The sequence below is a fragment of the Paenibacillus sp. 01T431 genome (assembly GCF_056398625.1).
The window spans coordinates 81,516-100,126 of sequence record NZ_JBFTPT010000017.1 but is presented as its reverse complement, the minus strand read 5'-3'; the positions used below and the strand labels follow the sequence as shown (position 1 = coordinate 100,126).

Annotated in this window: 9 protein-coding genes; all 9 read right to left on the bottom strand. The window is 46.0% G+C overall.

Going from position 1 to position 18,611, the window contains the following annotated elements:
- Positions 1-94: 94 nt before the first annotated feature.
- Positions 95-907 (bottom strand): 5-deoxy-glucuronate isomerase, encoded by an 813-nt coding sequence (iolB, locus tag AC1DM9_RS27165; RefSeq protein ID WP_477583199.1) that lies wholly within the window; start codon positions 905-907, stop codon positions 95-97.
- A gap of 92 nt (positions 908-999) precedes the next feature.
- Entirely contained in the window at positions 1,000-2,463 is a 1,464-nt protein-coding gene (locus tag AC1DM9_RS27160; protein WP_477583197.1) for a CoA-acylating methylmalonate-semialdehyde dehydrogenase, read from the bottom strand.
- Positions 2,464-2,481: 18 nt separating this feature from the next.
- Entirely contained in the window at positions 2,482-3,477 is a 996-nt protein-coding gene (gene iolC / locus AC1DM9_RS27155; protein ID WP_477583225.1) for a 5-dehydro-2-deoxygluconokinase, read from the bottom strand.
- A gap of 18 nt (positions 3,478-3,495) precedes the next feature.
- Complete coding sequence (gene iolD / locus AC1DM9_RS27150) at positions 3,496-5,361, bottom strand: 3D-(3,5/4)-trihydroxycyclohexane-1,2-dione acylhydrolase (decyclizing) (protein ID WP_477583195.1); 1,866 nt, start codon at positions 5,359-5,361, stop codon at positions 3,496-3,498.
- 76 nt (positions 5,362-5,437) lie between these two features.
- Complete coding sequence (locus AC1DM9_RS27145) at positions 5,438-6,193, bottom strand: sugar phosphate isomerase/epimerase family protein (RefSeq protein ID WP_477583193.1); 756 nt, start codon at positions 6,191-6,193, stop codon at positions 5,438-5,440.
- Entirely contained in the window at positions 6,190-7,125 is a 936-nt protein-coding gene (locus AC1DM9_RS27140; RefSeq protein WP_477583191.1) for an aldo/keto reductase, read from the bottom strand. The genes AC1DM9_RS27145 and AC1DM9_RS27140 overlap by 4 nt, the downstream gene beginning before the upstream one ends.
- Before the next feature lie 365 nt (positions 7,126-7,490).
- Positions 7,491-14,135, bottom strand: a complete 6,645-nt coding sequence (locus tag AC1DM9_RS27135) for a LamG-like jellyroll fold domain-containing protein (RefSeq protein WP_477583189.1) — start codon at positions 14,133-14,135, stop codon at positions 7,491-7,493.
- A 125-nt stretch (positions 14,136-14,260) separates the two neighbouring features.
- Positions 14,261-15,718, bottom strand: a complete 1,458-nt coding sequence (locus tag AC1DM9_RS27130; RefSeq protein ID WP_477583187.1) for a leucyl aminopeptidase family protein — start codon at positions 15,716-15,718, stop codon at positions 14,261-14,263.
- A 12-nt stretch (positions 15,719-15,730) separates the two neighbouring features.
- Complete coding sequence (locus AC1DM9_RS27125; protein ID WP_477583185.1) at positions 15,731-18,604, bottom strand: alpha-mannosidase; 2,874 nt, start codon at positions 18,602-18,604, stop codon at positions 15,731-15,733.
- Positions 18,605-18,611: the final 7 nt, after the last annotated feature.

Sequence of the window (18,611 nt, the reverse complement as noted above, 5' to 3'; positions counted from 1 at the left end):
TTTTGAGTAAGCGAAAATAAAAAGAGAGCAATGCCATCATTACAAATGGCATTGCTCTCTTTCAATTGTAGCGATTGAATCCTCGTTATATATCTTATCGTGGCTTCGACATCAGCCAAGCGTGATCCGGATCGTTATAAAACTTCCAAATACGAACTGGCCCCGCCATTACGTTCAAATAATATACATCATAACCTGGAGGAGCAGATACAGGATGGTAGCCCTTAGGTACAAGGACAACTTCACCACTGCCTACAGTCAACGTCTCGTCCAGTGAACGGTCGTCGGTATAGACACGCTGTATTGCAAATCCTTGCTCTGGCTGAACTTGATAATAATAGGTTTCTTCCAGCAGCGATTCCTCAGGCAAAAAATCACGGTCATGCTTATGCGGAGGAAAACTGGACCAATGACCGGCAGGCGTAAACACTTCTACAACGAGCAGACTGTCTGCATCTGCGGTTTCTGGCAAAATATTATGAACGAGCCGCTGCGTACTGCCTTCGCCACGATTTTCAACCCCAATATGACCAGGTTCGATCAATCTTGCTGCGTGCGTACCGCTGCCGGGAGCCCAGCATACAGCAATTTGCAGGTCTGTTAATGCGGTAATCGTGAACTTATCCTCAGATGGAACATACACGGAATAAGGAGGAATTTTCTCAAAAACATTCATCCGGCGGCCGATGCTCTTCCATTCTGACTTCTCTGTGGAAACGTCAGCCTTTCCTCTAAGCAGGACAACGCAAGCTTCCCGCTCCTCTGTCAGACGGCTAAGTGATTGTCCGGCATCTAGCGTAAACACTTCAAAACCAACATATTCCCACCCTGCAGATTCTGGAGTAATCCGAAGCGTATTACCTTCCTGATCCGGAGTTTGGTTCGGTTTTACAATCAGTTCACTCATGTTCAAATGCCTCCCTTCGGGTATTTTAATCCATTGTCCATACATTTTAACAGGAGGATCAGAATCAACCGATCCTCCTGCTAACGAGCCGCTTACCAGCGGGAAGTGACCATTTTCTTCCTCGTAAAAAACTCGACACCGTCTGAACCGTTAGCATGCAAGTCACCGTAGAATGATTTCTTCCAGCCAGAGAAAGGGAAAAATGCCATTGGGGCAGGTACGCCCAAATTCACACCCAGCATACCAGCGTCGATCGTTTCACGGAATTGACGAACATGACTGCCATTTTGAGTGAAAATGCACGCTCCGTTTGCTAGTTCTGAACGATTGGCAAGTTCAATCGCCTCTTCCAGCGTATCAACGCGGACAATCGACAGCACGGGAGCAAATATTTCGTCCTTCCAAATTTTCATCTCACTCGTCACATGATCAAAAATTGTCGGGCCGACGAAATACCCTTCGCCATTTGATGCCGCATCCGTACGTCCATCACGGAGCAGTACCGCACCCTCTTCTGTACCTGTCGCAATATAGCCCAGCGTACGTTCCTTGTGCGGACCGCGGATAACCGGCCCTAGAAAAACATCTTTGTCCATGCCATTACCAATGATTAGCTTATCAGCAGCCGCGACCAATTTATCAATCAACGTTTCGGACGCTTTCCCAACGGAAACGACGACAGCGCATGCCATACAGCGCTCGCCCGCAGAGCCAAATGCTGCGTTGATGATTTGAGTCACTGCTCCGTCCATGTCGGCATCCGGCATGACGATGGTATGGTTCTTCGCGCCGGCAAGTGCCTGAACCCGTTTCCCTTGCTCTGTTGCGGACTTATACACATATTCCGCGACAGGCTGGGAGCCAACAAACGAAATCGCAATGACGTCCGGGTGCTCAATCAGACCATTTACGACATCGTGTGATCCATGTACAAGATTCAGCACGCCATCCGGCAAACCCGCTTCCTTAAACAGCTCCACCAGACGATTCGCAAGCAGCGGCGTCCGCTCGGAGGGCTTCAGGACAAACGTATTGCCGCAAGCAATCGCAAGCGGGAACATCCAGCAGGGTACCATCATTGGGAAGTTAAACGGTGTAATTCCGCCGACAACCCCAATCGGATACCGGAACATGCCCGACTCCACATTTGTAGCGATGTCTGGAAGCTGTTTTCCCATCATGAGCGTTGGCGCCCCAGCAGCGAATTCAACACATTCAATGCCGCGCATGACTTCCCCATGAGCATCTTGATAGTTTTTTCCGTTCTCCAAGGTAATGATCTGCGCAAGCTCTTCCCAATGTTCAACTAACAGCTGTTGGTATTTGAAAAGAATTCGAGCACGGCGCGGTACCGGCGTTTTACTCCATGTTTTAAACGCTTCTTTCGCATTTCGGACAGCTTGATCAACTTCATCCTTAGACGACAGCGGAACGTAAGCCAAAATTTCTTCGGTTGCTGGATTGAATACGGGTTCCGTCTTGCCTGAAGTCGAGGCGATCCATTCGCCTCCAATAAAATTCGATAAAGGTATAAGTGCTTGCATTTGGGTCATCATTGTCGTTCTCCTCTCCAATTACGCTTGTTTGGAAGAAAGCATATATTGTTCAATCTGCCCCACTGTCGGCATGGCGTCCGAGCAGCTATGACTGGAAATAACAATAGAAGCTGACGCGCTGCCGAATGTCATACTGCGGCTGACATCCCATCCTTGCATAAGTCCATAGATGAAACCAGCTGCATACGAGTCGCCGGCTCCGAATGTCTTGATAACCTTAGCCGGGAAAATAGAACCCCGCTGTGAGCTGCCGTTTTTGCCATAAGCAATCGATCCTTCTTTGCCATGCTTGATGACGACGATTTCAGCGTGGTAACTGAACCATTGCGCCGCAGTTACTTCGTCGCTGCGTTCGGTGTTGCCATCGAACCGCTCCAGCATATCGAATTCCTCGCGCGTGCCAATAATAATATCGCTCTTTTCCGCTGCCAAATGATAATAAATGGCCGTTTCCTCGGGAGATGCCCACGAATATGGCCGATAATCGATATCGAATATCACCTTCGTTCCGTGTTTACGTGCGTAACGAAGTGCAAGAAGCACCGCCTCGCGGGATGGACTCTGTGCCAGCGCCGTACCGGATACAAGCAGCACTTTGCTTCGCTTGATCAACGATTCGTCTACTTCTTCAGGCGCAAGCAACAAATCTGCCACATTGCTGCGGTACATCAGTATGCTGCAATCCTCTGGACTTTTGATTTCTGTAAAAGCAAGTCCGGTAACCGCTCCGGTCCGATCCGTTGTGACACCTGAAGTAACTATGCCGTTATTACGCAGGTATTGATCAATGAATCGGCCCATCTGATCATCAGCAACCTTGCCGATAAACGCTGTTTTCATGCCTAATCGCGACATACCGATGCAGATGTTGGCGGGTGACCCGCCCACATATTTGGTGAAAGTCATCGTTTCTTCCATAGGACGATTGATTTCATTGGCATTCAAATCAATACATAGGCGGCCGATTGCTACAAAATCCAAATCCTTATCGCCCGCAAAAGTAATCGTATCCATCATATCCCTTCTTTCCAATTAATAAGGGCGCGCCGCACTGATGTTTTGCTGCATCTGCTCATGCGCTTTCCTCACTTTGTCGCTCACAGACACCTCAGGTACGCCGACATTCCACCATGAGTCATAACCATCCGTATTCGTTCCCGGAAGCACCTTAATTTCCACCAGCACAGGTCCTTGTTCCGCTTTCGCGTCGTGCAGCGCTTGCTCCAGTTCCTTCACTGAGGTAGCTTTATATGAGGCAGCACCTAAGCCGCGGGCAAGTAATGAGAAATCAATCGGCATAAACGGTCCATCTAACCTTCCCGTCTCTTTGGATCGGAATCGGAATTCATTGCCAAAGCCGTCGCTGCCGTGACCGCGCTGCAAGTTATGAATGCATTGAAACCCGTTGTTATCGAATAGCATAATGGTCAGCTTCACGCCCTCTTGTATTGCCGTAATCAGCTCAGAGTGCAGCATGAGGTAGCTCCCGTCACCAACTAACGCATACACTTCACGATCCGGTTCCGCTAGCGCGACGCCAAAAGCACCGCTTATCTCATACCCCATGCAGGAAAAACCATATTCCAAGTGATAAGTGTTCGGTTCAGTTACACGCCATACACGGTGCAGATCGCCCGGAAGGCTTCCAGCGGCGCCAACGACAACATCCTTCGATTCGATGAATCCATTAATGATACCGAGTGCTCTAGTCTGGGTTAACCCATTAGTGCTCTCCAAGGCGTAGAGACGATCAACTTCACTGTCCCACTCCGCTTTCAACTCTTGTATATAACCGTCAGCATAGCTGGATCTGAATCTGCGATTCGTTAATTCCATCTGCAGTGCGACAATCGCCAACTTTGCGTCTGCTGTGATCGAATCCGCTTCCATCTTAACCRCATCAAATGAACTAACATTCAAGTTCAGAAATGCAGCATCGGAGCTGCGAAAAGCGGATTTGGATGCCGTCGTGAAATCAGAAAATCGTGTACCGATTCCGATGATCAAGTCTGCTTCGGCAGCTACCCGATTCGCCGCCAGTGTGCCGGTTGTACCAACTCCGCCGAGGCCAAGCGGATGATTCCACGGCACCGCGCTTTTGCCCGAATGCGTCTCAGCTATCGGAATGCCGAATGCTTCTGCAAATGCGAGAAGTTCTTTCGTCGCATCCGCATAGTGAACGCCTCCCCCTGCGATGATCAAAGGTTTCTTTTTGCGCATGATCAAATCTGCGGCACGTAAAATGGCATCTTGCTCCGCTGGACGGCGCTGCAGGAAATGGATTCGCTTCTCAAAGAAGCGTACTGGATAATCATAAGCTTCTGTTTGAACGTCCTGCGGCAGCGCTAACGTAACCGCTCCGGTGTCAACTGGATCAGTCAGTACACGCATCGCTTGTAGAAGCGACGACATCAGCTGTTCCGGGCGGACGATGCGATCCCAAAACTTGCTGACTGCCTTGAACGGATCGTTTGCAGATATGGAGTAGTCACTCGGAACCTCCAATTGCTGCAGTACGGGGTCAGGCTGTCGGGAAGCAAAGTTATCGCCTGGTAGAAGCAGCACAGGTATGCGGTTAACCGTTGCGGTTGCGGCGCCAGTCATCATATTAAGTGCTCCTGGGCCGATTGAAGTCGTACAAGCAAAGATCTGACGGCGGTTGTTCTGTTTAGCGTAAGCTGTAGCCGCGTGAACCATACCTTGTTCGTTCTTGCCCTGCACGAACAATAAATCGGTAGTTTCTCGCTCAAGAGCTTCGCCGATGCCTGTGACGTTACCATGTCCGAAGATGCCCATCACACCACGAACGAACTTTATCTCTTCTCCGTCTACAGACAAATACTGTTGATCCAGAAATCGCAGCAAAGCCTGCGCCATAGTCAAGCGAATCGTTTTCATCAGCTAAACCTCGATTCATTATAGATTGGATAAGGAAAAGCCCGCTGTTCCGGTTATTCAGATGCGGGCTTCAAGGTTAAACGAGCGTTTTTTCCAATTTCAATAAGTATTCCAGGCTAGCGGCCAGACTGTCCAACGGACTTCCTGTGCAGTAATCCTGCTCTACCGCAAACCACTCAACGCCGCTTCGCAATCCCCATTGCAGGATTGGAGAAAAATCGATAACTCCTGATCCGATTTCAGCAAAAGTTTGTCTGCTGTCTGCAGTCATATCTTTCAAATGAAGAATCGGCATACGATTCGCATAGTTCTGGATGAAGGACAGAGGATCTTGGCCAGCTTTGCGAACCCAGTACGTATCAATCTCAGCGTAAATGGCCGGGTCATCAAGCAAGTACGCCAGTGCAAATTTACCATCTATGGATGTATGAAATTCAAAATCATGATTATGATAGCCAACGCGATATTTTGTGCCCTTAACTTTAGCAGCCACTTCAAGCAAGTCTTTCTTCACGCTTGCATACCCTTCTGGATTTTGCAGCCCATCCGGCAGGGAGTGACAGATAAAGTCTTTCGTATCGAATAATCGAGCCTCTTCCAGCACAGCATCTAAATCAAACTTCATTCGTTCCAGCCCTACATGCATGCCAGCGGTACGTAATCCGAGTTCGTTCATCACCGCAGCAATTTCTCGTGCTTCATATCCGTGCAGCCCGTCGATTTGAACGGCCGCCCATCCCATTTCACTCAATTGCTTCAGCACCGCTGGAAAATCCTTCTTTACTTCGTTTCTTAAAGTGTAGAGCTGAGCCGCCAATTGGTGTTTGATCATTCCGCAATCTCCTCCTTTTTCAAATCCAGCCATTCGACTTCACCAGCAGTTAATGGTAGATTCATAGCCATAACCGAATCATGAAGCTCATCAAGATTTCGAGGTCCGATGATCGCGCATGTTGGGAAAGGCTGATGAAGAACATAAGATAATGAGATTTGAATCGGTGTTACCTGTTTCAGCTCCGCTAGCTTCACTGCACGTCGGTATCGCTCCCAGTTGTTGTCGTTGTAATACACTCTCACCATTTCCGAATCAGAGAGATTGTCTGGCGTAAAATGGCCTGAGAAAAATCCGCCTGCCTGCGAAGACCATGACAATAGCGGCAGTTGGTTACGCTCATGCCAATTGCAGGTTTCCTCATCAGCAGATACACAGCCCTCCCACCTCGGCTCTTTCGCTTTGGCAAGACTCAGGTTCGTACTGCTAAACGTAAAACCTACTAGCTGATGCGCCGCCGCGTATTCATTCGCTTCCTGTATGCGCTGATGCGACCAATTCGATGCGCCAATCGCGCAAATCTTCTTCTGTTCAAGCTGCTTATTCAGCTCTTCCATGATCGGCCCAACCTCGACGGTCGGATCATCTCTATGAAGCGCATATAGATCGATATAATCTGTTCCCAGCCTCTCCAAGCTTTCGTCCAGATCCTTTCGGATGGCTTGTGGATTCACCCGTGGGCCTGGACTCCCATCATCGTGGTGAGCGCCTTTGTTCATAATGACTACTTTTTCTCTGATCTTCTTCTCCGCCAGCCATTGTCCCAAAATCTTCTCTTTCCCTCTGTACTGATGGGCAGTATCAAACATATTGCCGCCTGCTTCAATGTAAGCATCGAGCATCAACCGTTTTGCATCGTCCAATACTCTCAGGTCTCCCGTTCCCATAATCAACCGGGACATCGGCTTGTTCACACCTTGCATCTCCATCATTTCCATATGAACATTCCTTTCATGCTGTACTTATTCTGTTCTTCCTCTTTCAATAGAGGCATCAGTCGAAGTTCGAAAATGTCTCCAACAAAACGTTTAAAACAGCTCAACTTTTTTGTTCAACAATCTGTATGGTAGCGATACCATAAATGGACAATCATGTTTTCTGGTATCGCTACCATACGGTAATTGAAGTCAGTATAATAGATTCTACCCCGTTTTACAATAGCCTCTAAAAATTACTTTCCTCAACTAAACTAAAAATATTGAAAACCCTTTCATTTAACATTAAGTACCGTGCATATTCAGTCATTGCAAAAAAGGAATAGCCGCCTTGTTGAGCTAGAGCGGCACTCCCCCATTCATTATTTATTGATCATGTTATACAAAATTACAGCTGATTCTGCTCTTGATAGTGGAGCCAGCGGAAGAATGTAATTCCCATTTCCTTTGACAATTCCATTTTCAATCAACGCCGTCAAGCTTTCCATCGCATAGCTCGCAACTTTTGCTTTGTCGTTAAAACGATCCAGCCCAGCTGACGTGACTTCGTTCAGCTTCATACCGGCAGCCTTCATCGATTTATGGAGTAGAACGAACGCGTCCTGCCTCGTGATCGGTTGAAGCGGATTAAATTTATTGTCTCCGCTGCCATTAGTGATGCCAAGCTTTTTGGCGATCATCACTTCATTATAATAATAAGAAGATAAACTGACGTCATCGAAATTCGTATCGATTGGAGCAGTTAATTCAAGCGCCTTAACAAGCAGAACGATAAAATCCGCCCTTGTTATAGTGGCTGAAGGATTGTATTTTGTTGCAGACGTGCCATTAATAATCCCTTTGGATGCCAGCACATCGATTTGTTTTTTAGCCCATTTCACTTTCTCGAGATCATCGAATGTTTTATGAACAAACATGATCGCATATTTGCTGAAATGACTCGTCGTAAATGTAACCGTTTTTGTAATTGGCTCATATTTGCTGTTTGGTACTGTGATCGCTTTACCAATGTTATTAATGTACCCTGCTACAATATGCTCCGAATCGGCTAACTCTACATCTGATGGTGTATACGGAACTGAAATTTTCACTCGAGCCTGTGGATTGTTCCAAGCAACCTTAGCTCCATCGATATACACATCAACCTCAATAATTGGCCTATCGCCAACCTGTTCCTGTAAAGCTGGATCAAGCGATGTTTTTTCTACGCTCGCAATAACTAGCGCAACCGACTTCGCTCTGGACAAATCCTGTCCGTTTAGCATATTGGCAGGTACCGTTATTGTTCCAATTGCAGTCTTTATCTCGATCAAATGCGTCGCTAGATCAGAATGAAGTGCTGCTTTCGGAAGCTCAACGACATATGTTTTTGCTTTATCCGCTTTCTGCACCTCGACTTTAACCGTTTTCACGCCATCGTCATCAGCTGAAGATGTGCTAAGCGCTTTGTTCCAGTCTCGCTCTTCAACCACGGCCCTTGCTTCTCCCGTTCTAGCATCAACTTTAGGCACTAAATTAATTGAACCTTTGTCGTTTGTCACGTCGGGAGTGACGACATCAACGACATCATTTTTTGCAAAACGAAATCTGGTGCTGAAATCAAATGGAATGTTGTACATATCTCCGGGACCAATCAGAAATTTCGTGTCCAGATATGAACGCTCCCCTACCGGAATGCTATCAACATATGGCGAGAACGTCTTCACACGAATCTCCTTTGACTTTTCATCAAATTCAAAAAAAGATGTCCAACCGTTGCCGCCAGCGATATCCGATTGATAATCAGTTAACACCTGCAAGACTTCATTTCCATTAGCCTTCTTCTTCACATTCAGACCAGCACCGCTAATATGTCCGCCTACCATCATGAATACTTGATCATAATTCTCGACAAAGTCTCGCCAAAATAAGCTGCCCTGACCGCCTTCGCTTACTTGGCCGTTGCCATCGATCGTCATAATATTATGCGAGAAGATGACGGTTGGCATTTTCTGGTTCTCATTAAGCACCGTTTTTGCCCAGTCTCTTTCTTTCGTATTACTCGAATTGTTCCCCACTGAGTCTACCGCAAGGAACATATACTTGTAGCTGCCGGCTGTAATGATCGAGTAGGTGCTTAATCCCGAAGGCGAAGCGCCCTTGAAATGTTCCGTACCAGCAAATCTATTGGGACCCATGGTGTCCAGATAGCCAGAGCCATTCAAATCGTGGTTACCGCGAGTAACAATATAAGGCACGTTGGCTTGATCTAAAATTTTATAGGCCTTATCGGCAGAAGCCCATTCCTTAGCTGCACTGCTTTGCGTCGTGTCGCCAACATTTACTGTCATCGCGATATTCTTGCTAACATAATTGTCTGCAATAAACTGCAGCTGCTTTTCAAGAATTTCCGGTTTGGATTGCACCACATACTGAGGATCTGGAATAACCGCAAACGTATACGTATCTTGTGCAAACATCGGAAGATCATTGTTAGTCCCGTAATCTACCTTATAATTGAACTCCGTTTTAATGAATTGGTCCTTCTCCAATGCTTTACTGGATACTCGGATATGTTTGATTTTCCCTAAAAAGAGACTGCTTGGCGCTCTATCCCACTCATAAGCTCCAACATTCCACCCCATGCCCGCTTCGGCTGCGATTCCATTTATGATTTCGTCCGTTTCAGGATTGCGAATGGATTCTACACCATTTAAGAATAATCGAGTCTTTGAGCCATCATTCACAATTGCAACGTGTGTGTAGTCATCTGACTGAGCCCATGCTTTAACAGCTGAAAGTGAGTTCGACCAGTTCGATTGGAGTTCGTTCGAGCTCGAGTTCCCATGCGTACTCGCCCATTGAACTTCGCGAATGCTTGAAATGGATAGCGTTGATAGCGGCTCCTGTTCCCCTGGATCAAATGTGTTATTCCCTTGGCGAGTCAATATCCCCATCCAGTCATTAATATTGGTGCCAAGCTTAAATTCTGCTTCAATCGTAAAACCTTTATCGAAAGTTTTCGTATTGATTGGGGCGCCTTCTACTGTAGTCAAATATTGGCCATTTATTTTCTCATTTGCAAAATCAAGAGCACCGTCTTCAGTAAATGACAGCCTATTGCCTACCGGGGTTCCAGCAACGGCCATTTTAAGATCATTGCCCATGCCGCTCCTATCTTTTATAACCAAATTGCCTGCTTCGATAGATGTTCCGGGCTGCACATTTGCTTCGGAAAACACCCAATCAGCAATTACGGAATCATTAGGATTCTCAGGATCAGTGCCAGGTATTTCACCTAAAGTCAGTTCAATAGGCTCAGCTGCATCTTGTTCGTTGTACAGCTCAAATTCGCTGATCGCATATTTATGATCGGCATTTAAATTCGCTGCCCATAGCAGCAAATAAATGCCTTTCAACCCCTTATAACCTTCACCGTAATATTCCTTATAATTGGGAAGATCAATGGTTACACTCTCGTAAATGTCTGGACTGTCTGTCTGCCATGTCGGCTTATAGGCTTTAGCATTAAGCTCCTGCCATGTGGTGCCATTTACAGAAGTTTCAGTATCGATGACGGTTATACCTTGCTGCTGTGCATTATTGACGACAAGAACTAGTTTATTAAAATCTTGAAGATTATCGTCGTCCCATTGCAGCATAATCCGATGCGCAGGATTAAACTCTCCTTTTGGGTTCAGGTTTGTAATAGCAGCACTTTGGAAATACGTCTCCTCATCCCCGTCAGCAAACTTGAGCGGTGAATGCTCACTTGAGTTATCGTAATCGTTTCTAATTAAGTTAGCTGGCTCTCCATCTTTATTCAAATATGTCGCACTTACAACCGTAGCTTCAAGCGCTACATTTTTGTTTCGTTTTACCGTTAGTGTATAGGTTTTTTTTGTTATGCCATCCGCTGCTATGGTAACGAATACGATCTTACTATTGCCCATCGGCAGCTTCGCTGTAATCTTCTGGCCGCTGATGACAGGAATATCGTTAACTGTCATCGTGCCTTTTTTGTTTTTCAGCCGTGGTTGAATCGTAATGGCATCTACTTTTGTATTAACCCTTGTTGTATATTCGTATATTTCGCTATTAAAAACAATGTTCTCTTTTCCTCCACTAACGACTAACTCCGACAATGACGCTTCGCTGTTTGCATCCAACACCGTTATTGTACTTTTAGCGACAAATCGTCCGTCTAATGTTCTGGCCGAAATCTCAGCCGAGCCCGGTAATTTCGCAAATACCTTACCGCTCTGATCCACGGCAGCTACAGCAGCGTTGCTGCTGAACCATTCATATGCTTTGTTCGTTGCATTGCTTGGTAAGATCTCAGCAGTCAACTTCATCGTTTCATTCGTATAGAGCGTTCCGGTTGAGGGGGAAACCTTAATGCCAGTTACAAGAACAACGTCACTAGTAACCGTGATGCTAGTGGATGCCTTTTTGTTACCATCAACACTAATTGCCGTAATAACTGCTTTCCCTCCAGCTATCGCAGTTACTTTTCCATTGCTGTCTACGGTCGCGATCTGCTCATTCGATGTGTACCAATCTACACTCTTCTCGGTCGCTCCTGCTGGTAAAACAACCGCTTCTATTGCTTCCGTTTCTCCTGCATCCATTGTAATTGTCTCAGGCAGGCTTATAGCATTCGCAGCAATGTAGTCAAGATTTACTTTTGTTTTATCCAATTGGAATAAATCCGCTACTCCCCCGTTAAGGACGACTTCTAGTTGATAGAGGTTTCCGCCAATTGGCGTCAATTCAACAGGTTCAAGATCTCCTGTAAGTCTACTTACTCTCTTAATCGCATCCTTATTGTATTTTGCTAGATTTAATTGCACCGTAATCGTCTGTTCCGTCTCTACACCCTCTCCGTGCTGCTCCACCGTTTTACCGTTACCTGATGTCAGTCCATTCATGACCATAAAATATTCCATGTCTGTGGAGTTGAAAAACGACTCTGTATCTGGCAGAGGTTCAAAAAAACCAAGCATTACATCGCCATTAAGTCCACCTTGAACGCTGGAGTTTTTCGAAACTACACTCCTTAAATAAGGATGCTTTAGCTGAGTATTCTTATCGAATATTGGTGTTTCTCTTGGCGATAGGTTTTTAACGATTCTTCCGCTTGAATCCTTATGTTGCCCCGGCAAAATAGAGACATCTGTGCTATTGAGCCGTACGAGATGCGGTCCAAGGTTGTTTATTTGCCTTGCCATTTCGGCATATTGATCATATTGCTTTGTAGGTTTACCGTCCTTGTCAAAAAACAAGAAAGTGTTGCTGTCATATTCCCAACGGAACATGCTGAGCCATTTGCCACCCATCGTCAATGTAGCGAACGGAACGCCATATATTTGAGATTCAGTTATAATATATGGACCTACATCTGCAGGAATCTCACCTGTCTTGAAGCCAAGCAAATATTGCCCGAAAGCGATCGGACTTTGCCCGGTTCCGTCATAGCCCTTCAGTGCAATCGTTCTTTGGTCATTAATGTTATTGACGATTGTTGTAAATAGATTGTTGTCCGAGCCTCTCGTTGAGAATAAATAATCGTCGAAAGTAAGCAGGTCAGGTTCGGCCGTACGAATGTACGTTTCATAATCGTCCCTTTGCCATTGACGCGATTGTTGGTTGCTGTGAGCGAGGACATCCGGATAAAGTTTATGGCTTAGATTGAACCAATCCGTAAAGGTTTTTAAGATCTCTTTGTTGTAGTTTTCTTCATCTCCAAATGATATCGTAATCAGCTTATCTACATTAGTTTTTTGCGCATCACTCAAAAATCCCGTCATATCTTTTTCTTTCGGACCGCCTCCCAAGCCATCTCCGAATGCCCCTTTTACAAACGACCATTGTGCTTCTGGCACCTGGTTATGGAACATTTGGTTATAGCCCGGATATTCGTAATTGGTAGCTGTAGTAAAATGACTGTTTTTCCATTCCTCTGCACTAGCGTATTTCCGACCTGATTGATCCGTTGTCATCCACGTCTGCATTTGCAGCCCTTTATCAATCAAAACTCTACTAGCGCGAGATAACGTTTTTGGTGGAATAACAGTTACAGTCCTCACTTTGGTAACCGAATCTCCTGCTTGGTTAGATACCGTATAGTTCACTTTGTAGATGCCGCCTTTACTCGTATCGACAAGACCAGTCGTTTGAATATCGGCCGTAATATCTCCGTCCTTTGAATCGGATGCTTCTGCTCCGCTCTCCACATAGGTATCGTTCAAAGATAAACTCAATTCCGAATGACCGTTTAACGAAATAATAGGCCAATTAAAACCCGGAACCTGTTTCATTTCCTCATCTGTCAAAGCCTTGTCATAAATCTTGAATTCGTCGATGAGCCCCGGCCACGCATTTGTCACTTCCGGCTCTCGGTCAGCTCCAATCCGAAAATCACCATAATTCGATACTAATAACGTATCGTCCGAAGCTGTTTCGAACGCACCGTTGACATATAGCTTAACCCGGTTACCCTCTCTGCTAAGAGCAACATGGTACCACTTTTTAGGCTCAATTACGGTTTCTCCGATTGTCGTATTTCCGCCTAGAGAGGATTGTAATCTACCATCTGCTCTGCGTGATAGCAGCGTTTCTGCGCCTTCGCCTTGCTGCTGAACAATGACAACGTCTCTGTTTGTATAGGGTGAATTGAAATTGACAAGTAAGCTCATGGAGAAATCGCTGCCTGTATTTATCAAATTCTGATTCGGTATAGTGGCGTAACTAAGATAACCATTTAACAATAAGGCTTTTCCTACCTTGCCGCTTCCTATTGCAGCATCGGTAAGGATAGCATTATTCCGCTTCAACGTGTCCGGAGATATGCCATCCTTTGACACTTCATCAAATTTCCATTCACCAACTAAACCGGAAATCGTCGTAGGTTGACTGCTATCATCAGCATAAGCAATAGCATGAGGAAAACCGATACTGATACAGCTAATCCATAAACTCATAACCAAAATCATGCTAACCAATCTCTTATTTCTCATAAGCAACATAAATAACCTCCTACATTAATTGGATAGAATAATAATTTCAACGCTCACCCACTTGTTGTTTAATGTTATATATGTATTTGTTTGCGTTTACAAAAAATAAATAAAGAGGAGGATTACCCTCCTTTTTATCTCGACATCACAAACGAAGCCAACATTCTCGCGCCGAAACCGGTCGCACCGATAGCCTGCTGGCCACTTGCGGAGGATGAATCTTTGGGACCATTCATGTCGATATGTGCCCATTTCAATGAAGGATGGACAAACTTGCGTAAGAACAGTGCCGCTGAAATCGCTCCTCCGCCATCACCGCTGCTAATGTTGCAGACATCGGCATATGTGCTATCCAAATACGATTCGTATTCATCTACCAATGGCAGCTGCCATACTTTCTCGCCAAACGGCTCACCTGCATTTTCACACAACCCCACCAACTCGTCGTCGCCGAGGATACCTGCAATCTTCGTTCCTAGTGCGCCGACGACAGCGTAAGTTAACGTCGCCATATCGATCGCTTCCACTGCTCCTATTCGATGAGCATGGATCAACGCATCAGCGAGTATGAGTCGGCCTTCCGAATCGGTATTGCCTACTTGAACGGTTAGGCCATTCGCAAATCGGATTACATCACTCGGTAGTAAGCTGTTCCCTGATATAACATTCTCTGCAGTCGGCACCAACACCGCTATGTTGGCGGACGCACCGCTCTTAACGACGATATCCAGCGCTCCAAGCACACCTGCCGCACCGGCCATATCCATCCTCATACTGCTAATATCGTAATCTTTTTTAAGGCTGATTCCCCCGGTGTCGAACGTAATTCCTTTGCCAATTAGAGCTATAAGCGGCTTTGACTCATCCGTACAATAGCGAAGTTCGATAAAAGCAGGCGCATATGCGCTTCCTTTACCAACCGCTATTACACCGGCAAAACCTTTCCTCTCCAACTCCTCGCCAGTGTAGACATTAATCTCCACACCCGTTCCGGCAAAACGCTCCATCACTTTGTCCGTAAGTTCTAACGGGCGCAAATAGTTGGCTGGTTCATTCGCAAGATCGCGCGCCCAGATCGTACCTTCAGCATGAATTTCCCCTTGGCGAATAGCCTCCTGGATCTGCAAACCGGTCTGTCCATCGAAAGAAAGGATCGGGATTTCCAGCTTATCTGAGTTCGTCTTATATTTATCGAAGGAATACGTACCCAGTTTCCAACCTTCCACCCATGCCGAGACAGCTTCTGCTTCTTGATCGGATGCTATATTGGCATCCCACAGCGCTTGAAAAGAAACATACACACGACCACATTTCTCTTTGGCTGCTGCTCTTCCCGTGTTGCCGGCTGCTTCCCTAATCCGAACAGGGTGAATTAGCGAGGCATCACCCATACCTACGATAACAACATCCGGTTGTCCTAGACGACCATAGAACCACGTTATTGCATCTTTGGCGCCCATATGCGGTCTCAATACTGACACATCGAACAGATGCCGGACTCGCGGCAGATCCAGAATCCGTTCTACATTTTGTTCATAAACTGGATAAATTAAGGTTTGTGTAGTCTTTTCTGCTTGCTGATCGATACTCACCGGACAACCCTCCTATTGTTCAAATTCAATACATAGGCTCGCGACGCCAAAAGCCATAACCTCAAAACCTATTTGTGATTCATTAATGAATACTTCCCCCTTAACTAGAGGATGTTCTAACGTATCGACAAAATAAGCTTTGCTCACCTTGCGGCATAACTCCAGCTTTACCGAGGATGTGTTTCCTTCGGTTTCATACACGCGAATTATCAAACGATTAACAGCTTGATTGTCCTCAGGCATCTTGATCGCAGAGATTGCAATCGTTCCTTCAATTAATTGCAAGAAGCTTTGTGTTGTCGGCCAATCTCCATTACTGGCAGCCGCTGAGATGTATTGGAGCGGAAGATGATAATGGGAGGATTGTTCAATCAATTGCTGGTTTTTAGAAGCATCAACTACACAAATACTTAAACGAATGCGATGAACCCCTGTATTCGGATAAGCATCCGGGCCATAAGAACCCCGCAGCAGTGTGACGGAAAGGGCTCGATCTGTACCTCGGAATCCATATTTACAATCCGATAGAAGCATAATTGCTCTAACATTCTCATGGTTCGAAGGAACCCCGAGTGCCCAACTGTTCGCAGGTACGTCTAAATCGAGGGAAGGACGTTCAATCGTACCGAAAGCCATATTGTATCGATAGGAATCGCTTTCATAACCAAAAGGCGCATAAAACTGTAACTGTGGTGTAAATTCCTTTTCATTGCCGTACTCATGCCAATCACATTCCACATTATAATCGAGCCTGCTGCTGCCCTGATCCAGAGATACCGTAACTTGCAATTTCGATCTTCGAAACGGGACGCTGAACGTAATGGATTGCCTCAGCAGCTTGCTGCCTAATTCACTGCTTTCGATATTTATGCCTTCAGTGAGCTCTTCAATTTTGCGGTATCGGCCTACCAGCCATGCATTGCCACCTCCTTGAAAAGTATCCTCTTCGATGAATCGGAATACGCCTGCGGGTCGGCTGCTATCGATGAGCTGCTGACCATTCTCTTTATTGATTAATGAGATAATCGTAAGCTTTCGCACATCAAGAACTGCCTTTAACAGCTCGTTCTCGAGCACAAACGTATACAGTTCTACAGGCGGAAGGTTTTGACCCGTGAGATAGAAATCATTTGCCGTAAGGACTGCCATATCCCCTACTTTTTCCGTCATGATATAGGTGCTGTATCCTAATGCTGGGACATTTACAGGCAGTAATATACGCAAGAAAAAGTGCCCCCAATGCTCGGCAAATCCACGATCCACAAATTGAAAATCAAGTAAATTTCCCTCGTCGTCTTCGAAACCGATGCTTTGGATATTTCCATCCCAATCCCAAATCGTAATCTCGGCTAATTCTTTACGTGCGGTAGTAGCACTGTTGAACACATTAAATATCCGTGTTTTCCCGCGTCCGCGGTCACTTTCACCCGTTCGAAACTGATGCTTTATACTGACACCGACTCCAGCGCCTGCTCCTTCGGAAAAGCTTTCTTTCAGGTCCTCGCCCTCAACAAGAAAACGTGAGGTATCGATGCGCGCAGCAAGACTGCGCATAGCAGCGCTTCGTTTGCTATTAGCCATGGCGGATATTTCTTGGAACGCTCCAAGTGCATGATCACGCGTTTCTGGAATGCCTGTTCCCGGCAAAATATCATGAAATTGATTAAATAAAGTTTTTCTCCAAGCTTCTTCTAATTGCTTGCCATAATACTTGGACGAAGTCCACAACGCGGACACACTAGACAATGCTTCCGCTTCATACAGCAGGTTTTCCGAAACCCGGTTCGCTTGTTTCAAACGTGCTTCCGAGCTGTAGGACCCAGTAAAAATAAAGTTCAGCTCGTTTTGCACAATCGGGAGTTGATCGGCTATTTGCTCTGTTAACGCGAAGTATTCTGCATACTTTCCGAAGCGAATGGTCGGAAAAATCGGCCATTCCTTCATATCAAGTATGCGCTCTATGTCACGCCGCGTCGGACCGCCGCCATGATCACCTACCCCATATACTTTCATCATCGTATTCAAGCCTGTTTTCTGGCAAAACTCCGGCACCGTAAGCACCATTTCACCTTCAATGCGGGAATCGTACCAATGCGGCTCTTTATATGCGATAACCGATCTCCCGGAGGGCGCCATCCAGCGATAGAGGTGATGGTCCTCATTGTTATGACCGCGGCAATAGTAATAATATTTGATGCCCGCGTGATGCAATGTTTCCGGCACATTAAGTGCATGACCGAAAGTGTCCGGCTCAAAATCGATTTGCAAATCATCCAACTGCAATCCGAACAAATGTGTAAGATAGTTTTTGGCATATAAGAACTGCCGAGTCATACTTTCACCGTTTGGCATGTTCTTATCCGCTTCAACCCAAGTTGATGCCGTTACTTCCCATCGTCCTTCTTGTACACGAAGTTTGATTTCTTCTAGCATTTCAGGATCATAGGTTTCAACAATATGATAGGCAGCTGCTTGAGAATGGGAAAAGCGAAAATCAGGATACTCCTGCAGCAGATCCAGCATTGTCCGGAACGTATTAAGAGTCGCAGATACCGTCTCATCCCAGCCCCAAAGAAAGTTCATATCCAAGTGGGCATGAGCAGCACAAATCAAATGGTACGACTTCGCTGCTGCTGCCATTTCAGACAACCGCTGCTCTGCACTGCGAACCGTTTGCTCCCCGATGATGCCTTCTTGATCTAATGTATTCAGCAGATCAATAACAACGGGATCGATCAGATCATCATACTGACCTCCCATCACTTTTGAAACCCGATTAGCATATTCCAATTCCGCAACGATGCGTTTGCCCCATTGCCCTTCCGACACACGAGTTTTCAGCTTTACGAGATTTGCGTTCAGTTTCTCGACTTGTATGATGTCCACTCTCCTA

Excerpts from the sequence above, each read along its gene's own strand:
- iolB (WP_477583199.1), bottom strand. The coding sequence starts at position 907 with ATGAGTGAACTGATTGTAAAACCGAACCAAACTCCGGATCAGGAAGGT.
- AC1DM9_RS27140 (WP_477583191.1), bottom strand. The coding sequence starts at position 7,125 with ATGATGGAGATGCAAGGTGTGAACAAGCCGATGTCCCGGTTGATTATG.
- AC1DM9_RS27160 (WP_477583197.1), bottom strand. The coding sequence starts at position 2,463 with ATGATGACCCAAATGCAAGCACTTATACCTTTATCGAATTTTATTGGA.
- iolC (WP_477583225.1), bottom strand. The coding sequence starts at position 3,477 with ATGGATACGATTACTTTTGCGGGCGATAAGGATTTGGATTTTGTAGCA.
- AC1DM9_RS27135 (WP_477583189.1), bottom strand. The coding sequence starts at position 14,135 with ATGTTGCTTATGAGAAATAAGAGATTGGTTAGCATGATTTTGGTTATG.
- AC1DM9_RS27145 (WP_477583193.1), bottom strand. The coding sequence starts at position 6,193 with ATGATCAAACACCAATTGGCGGCTCAGCTCTACACTTTAAGAAACGAA.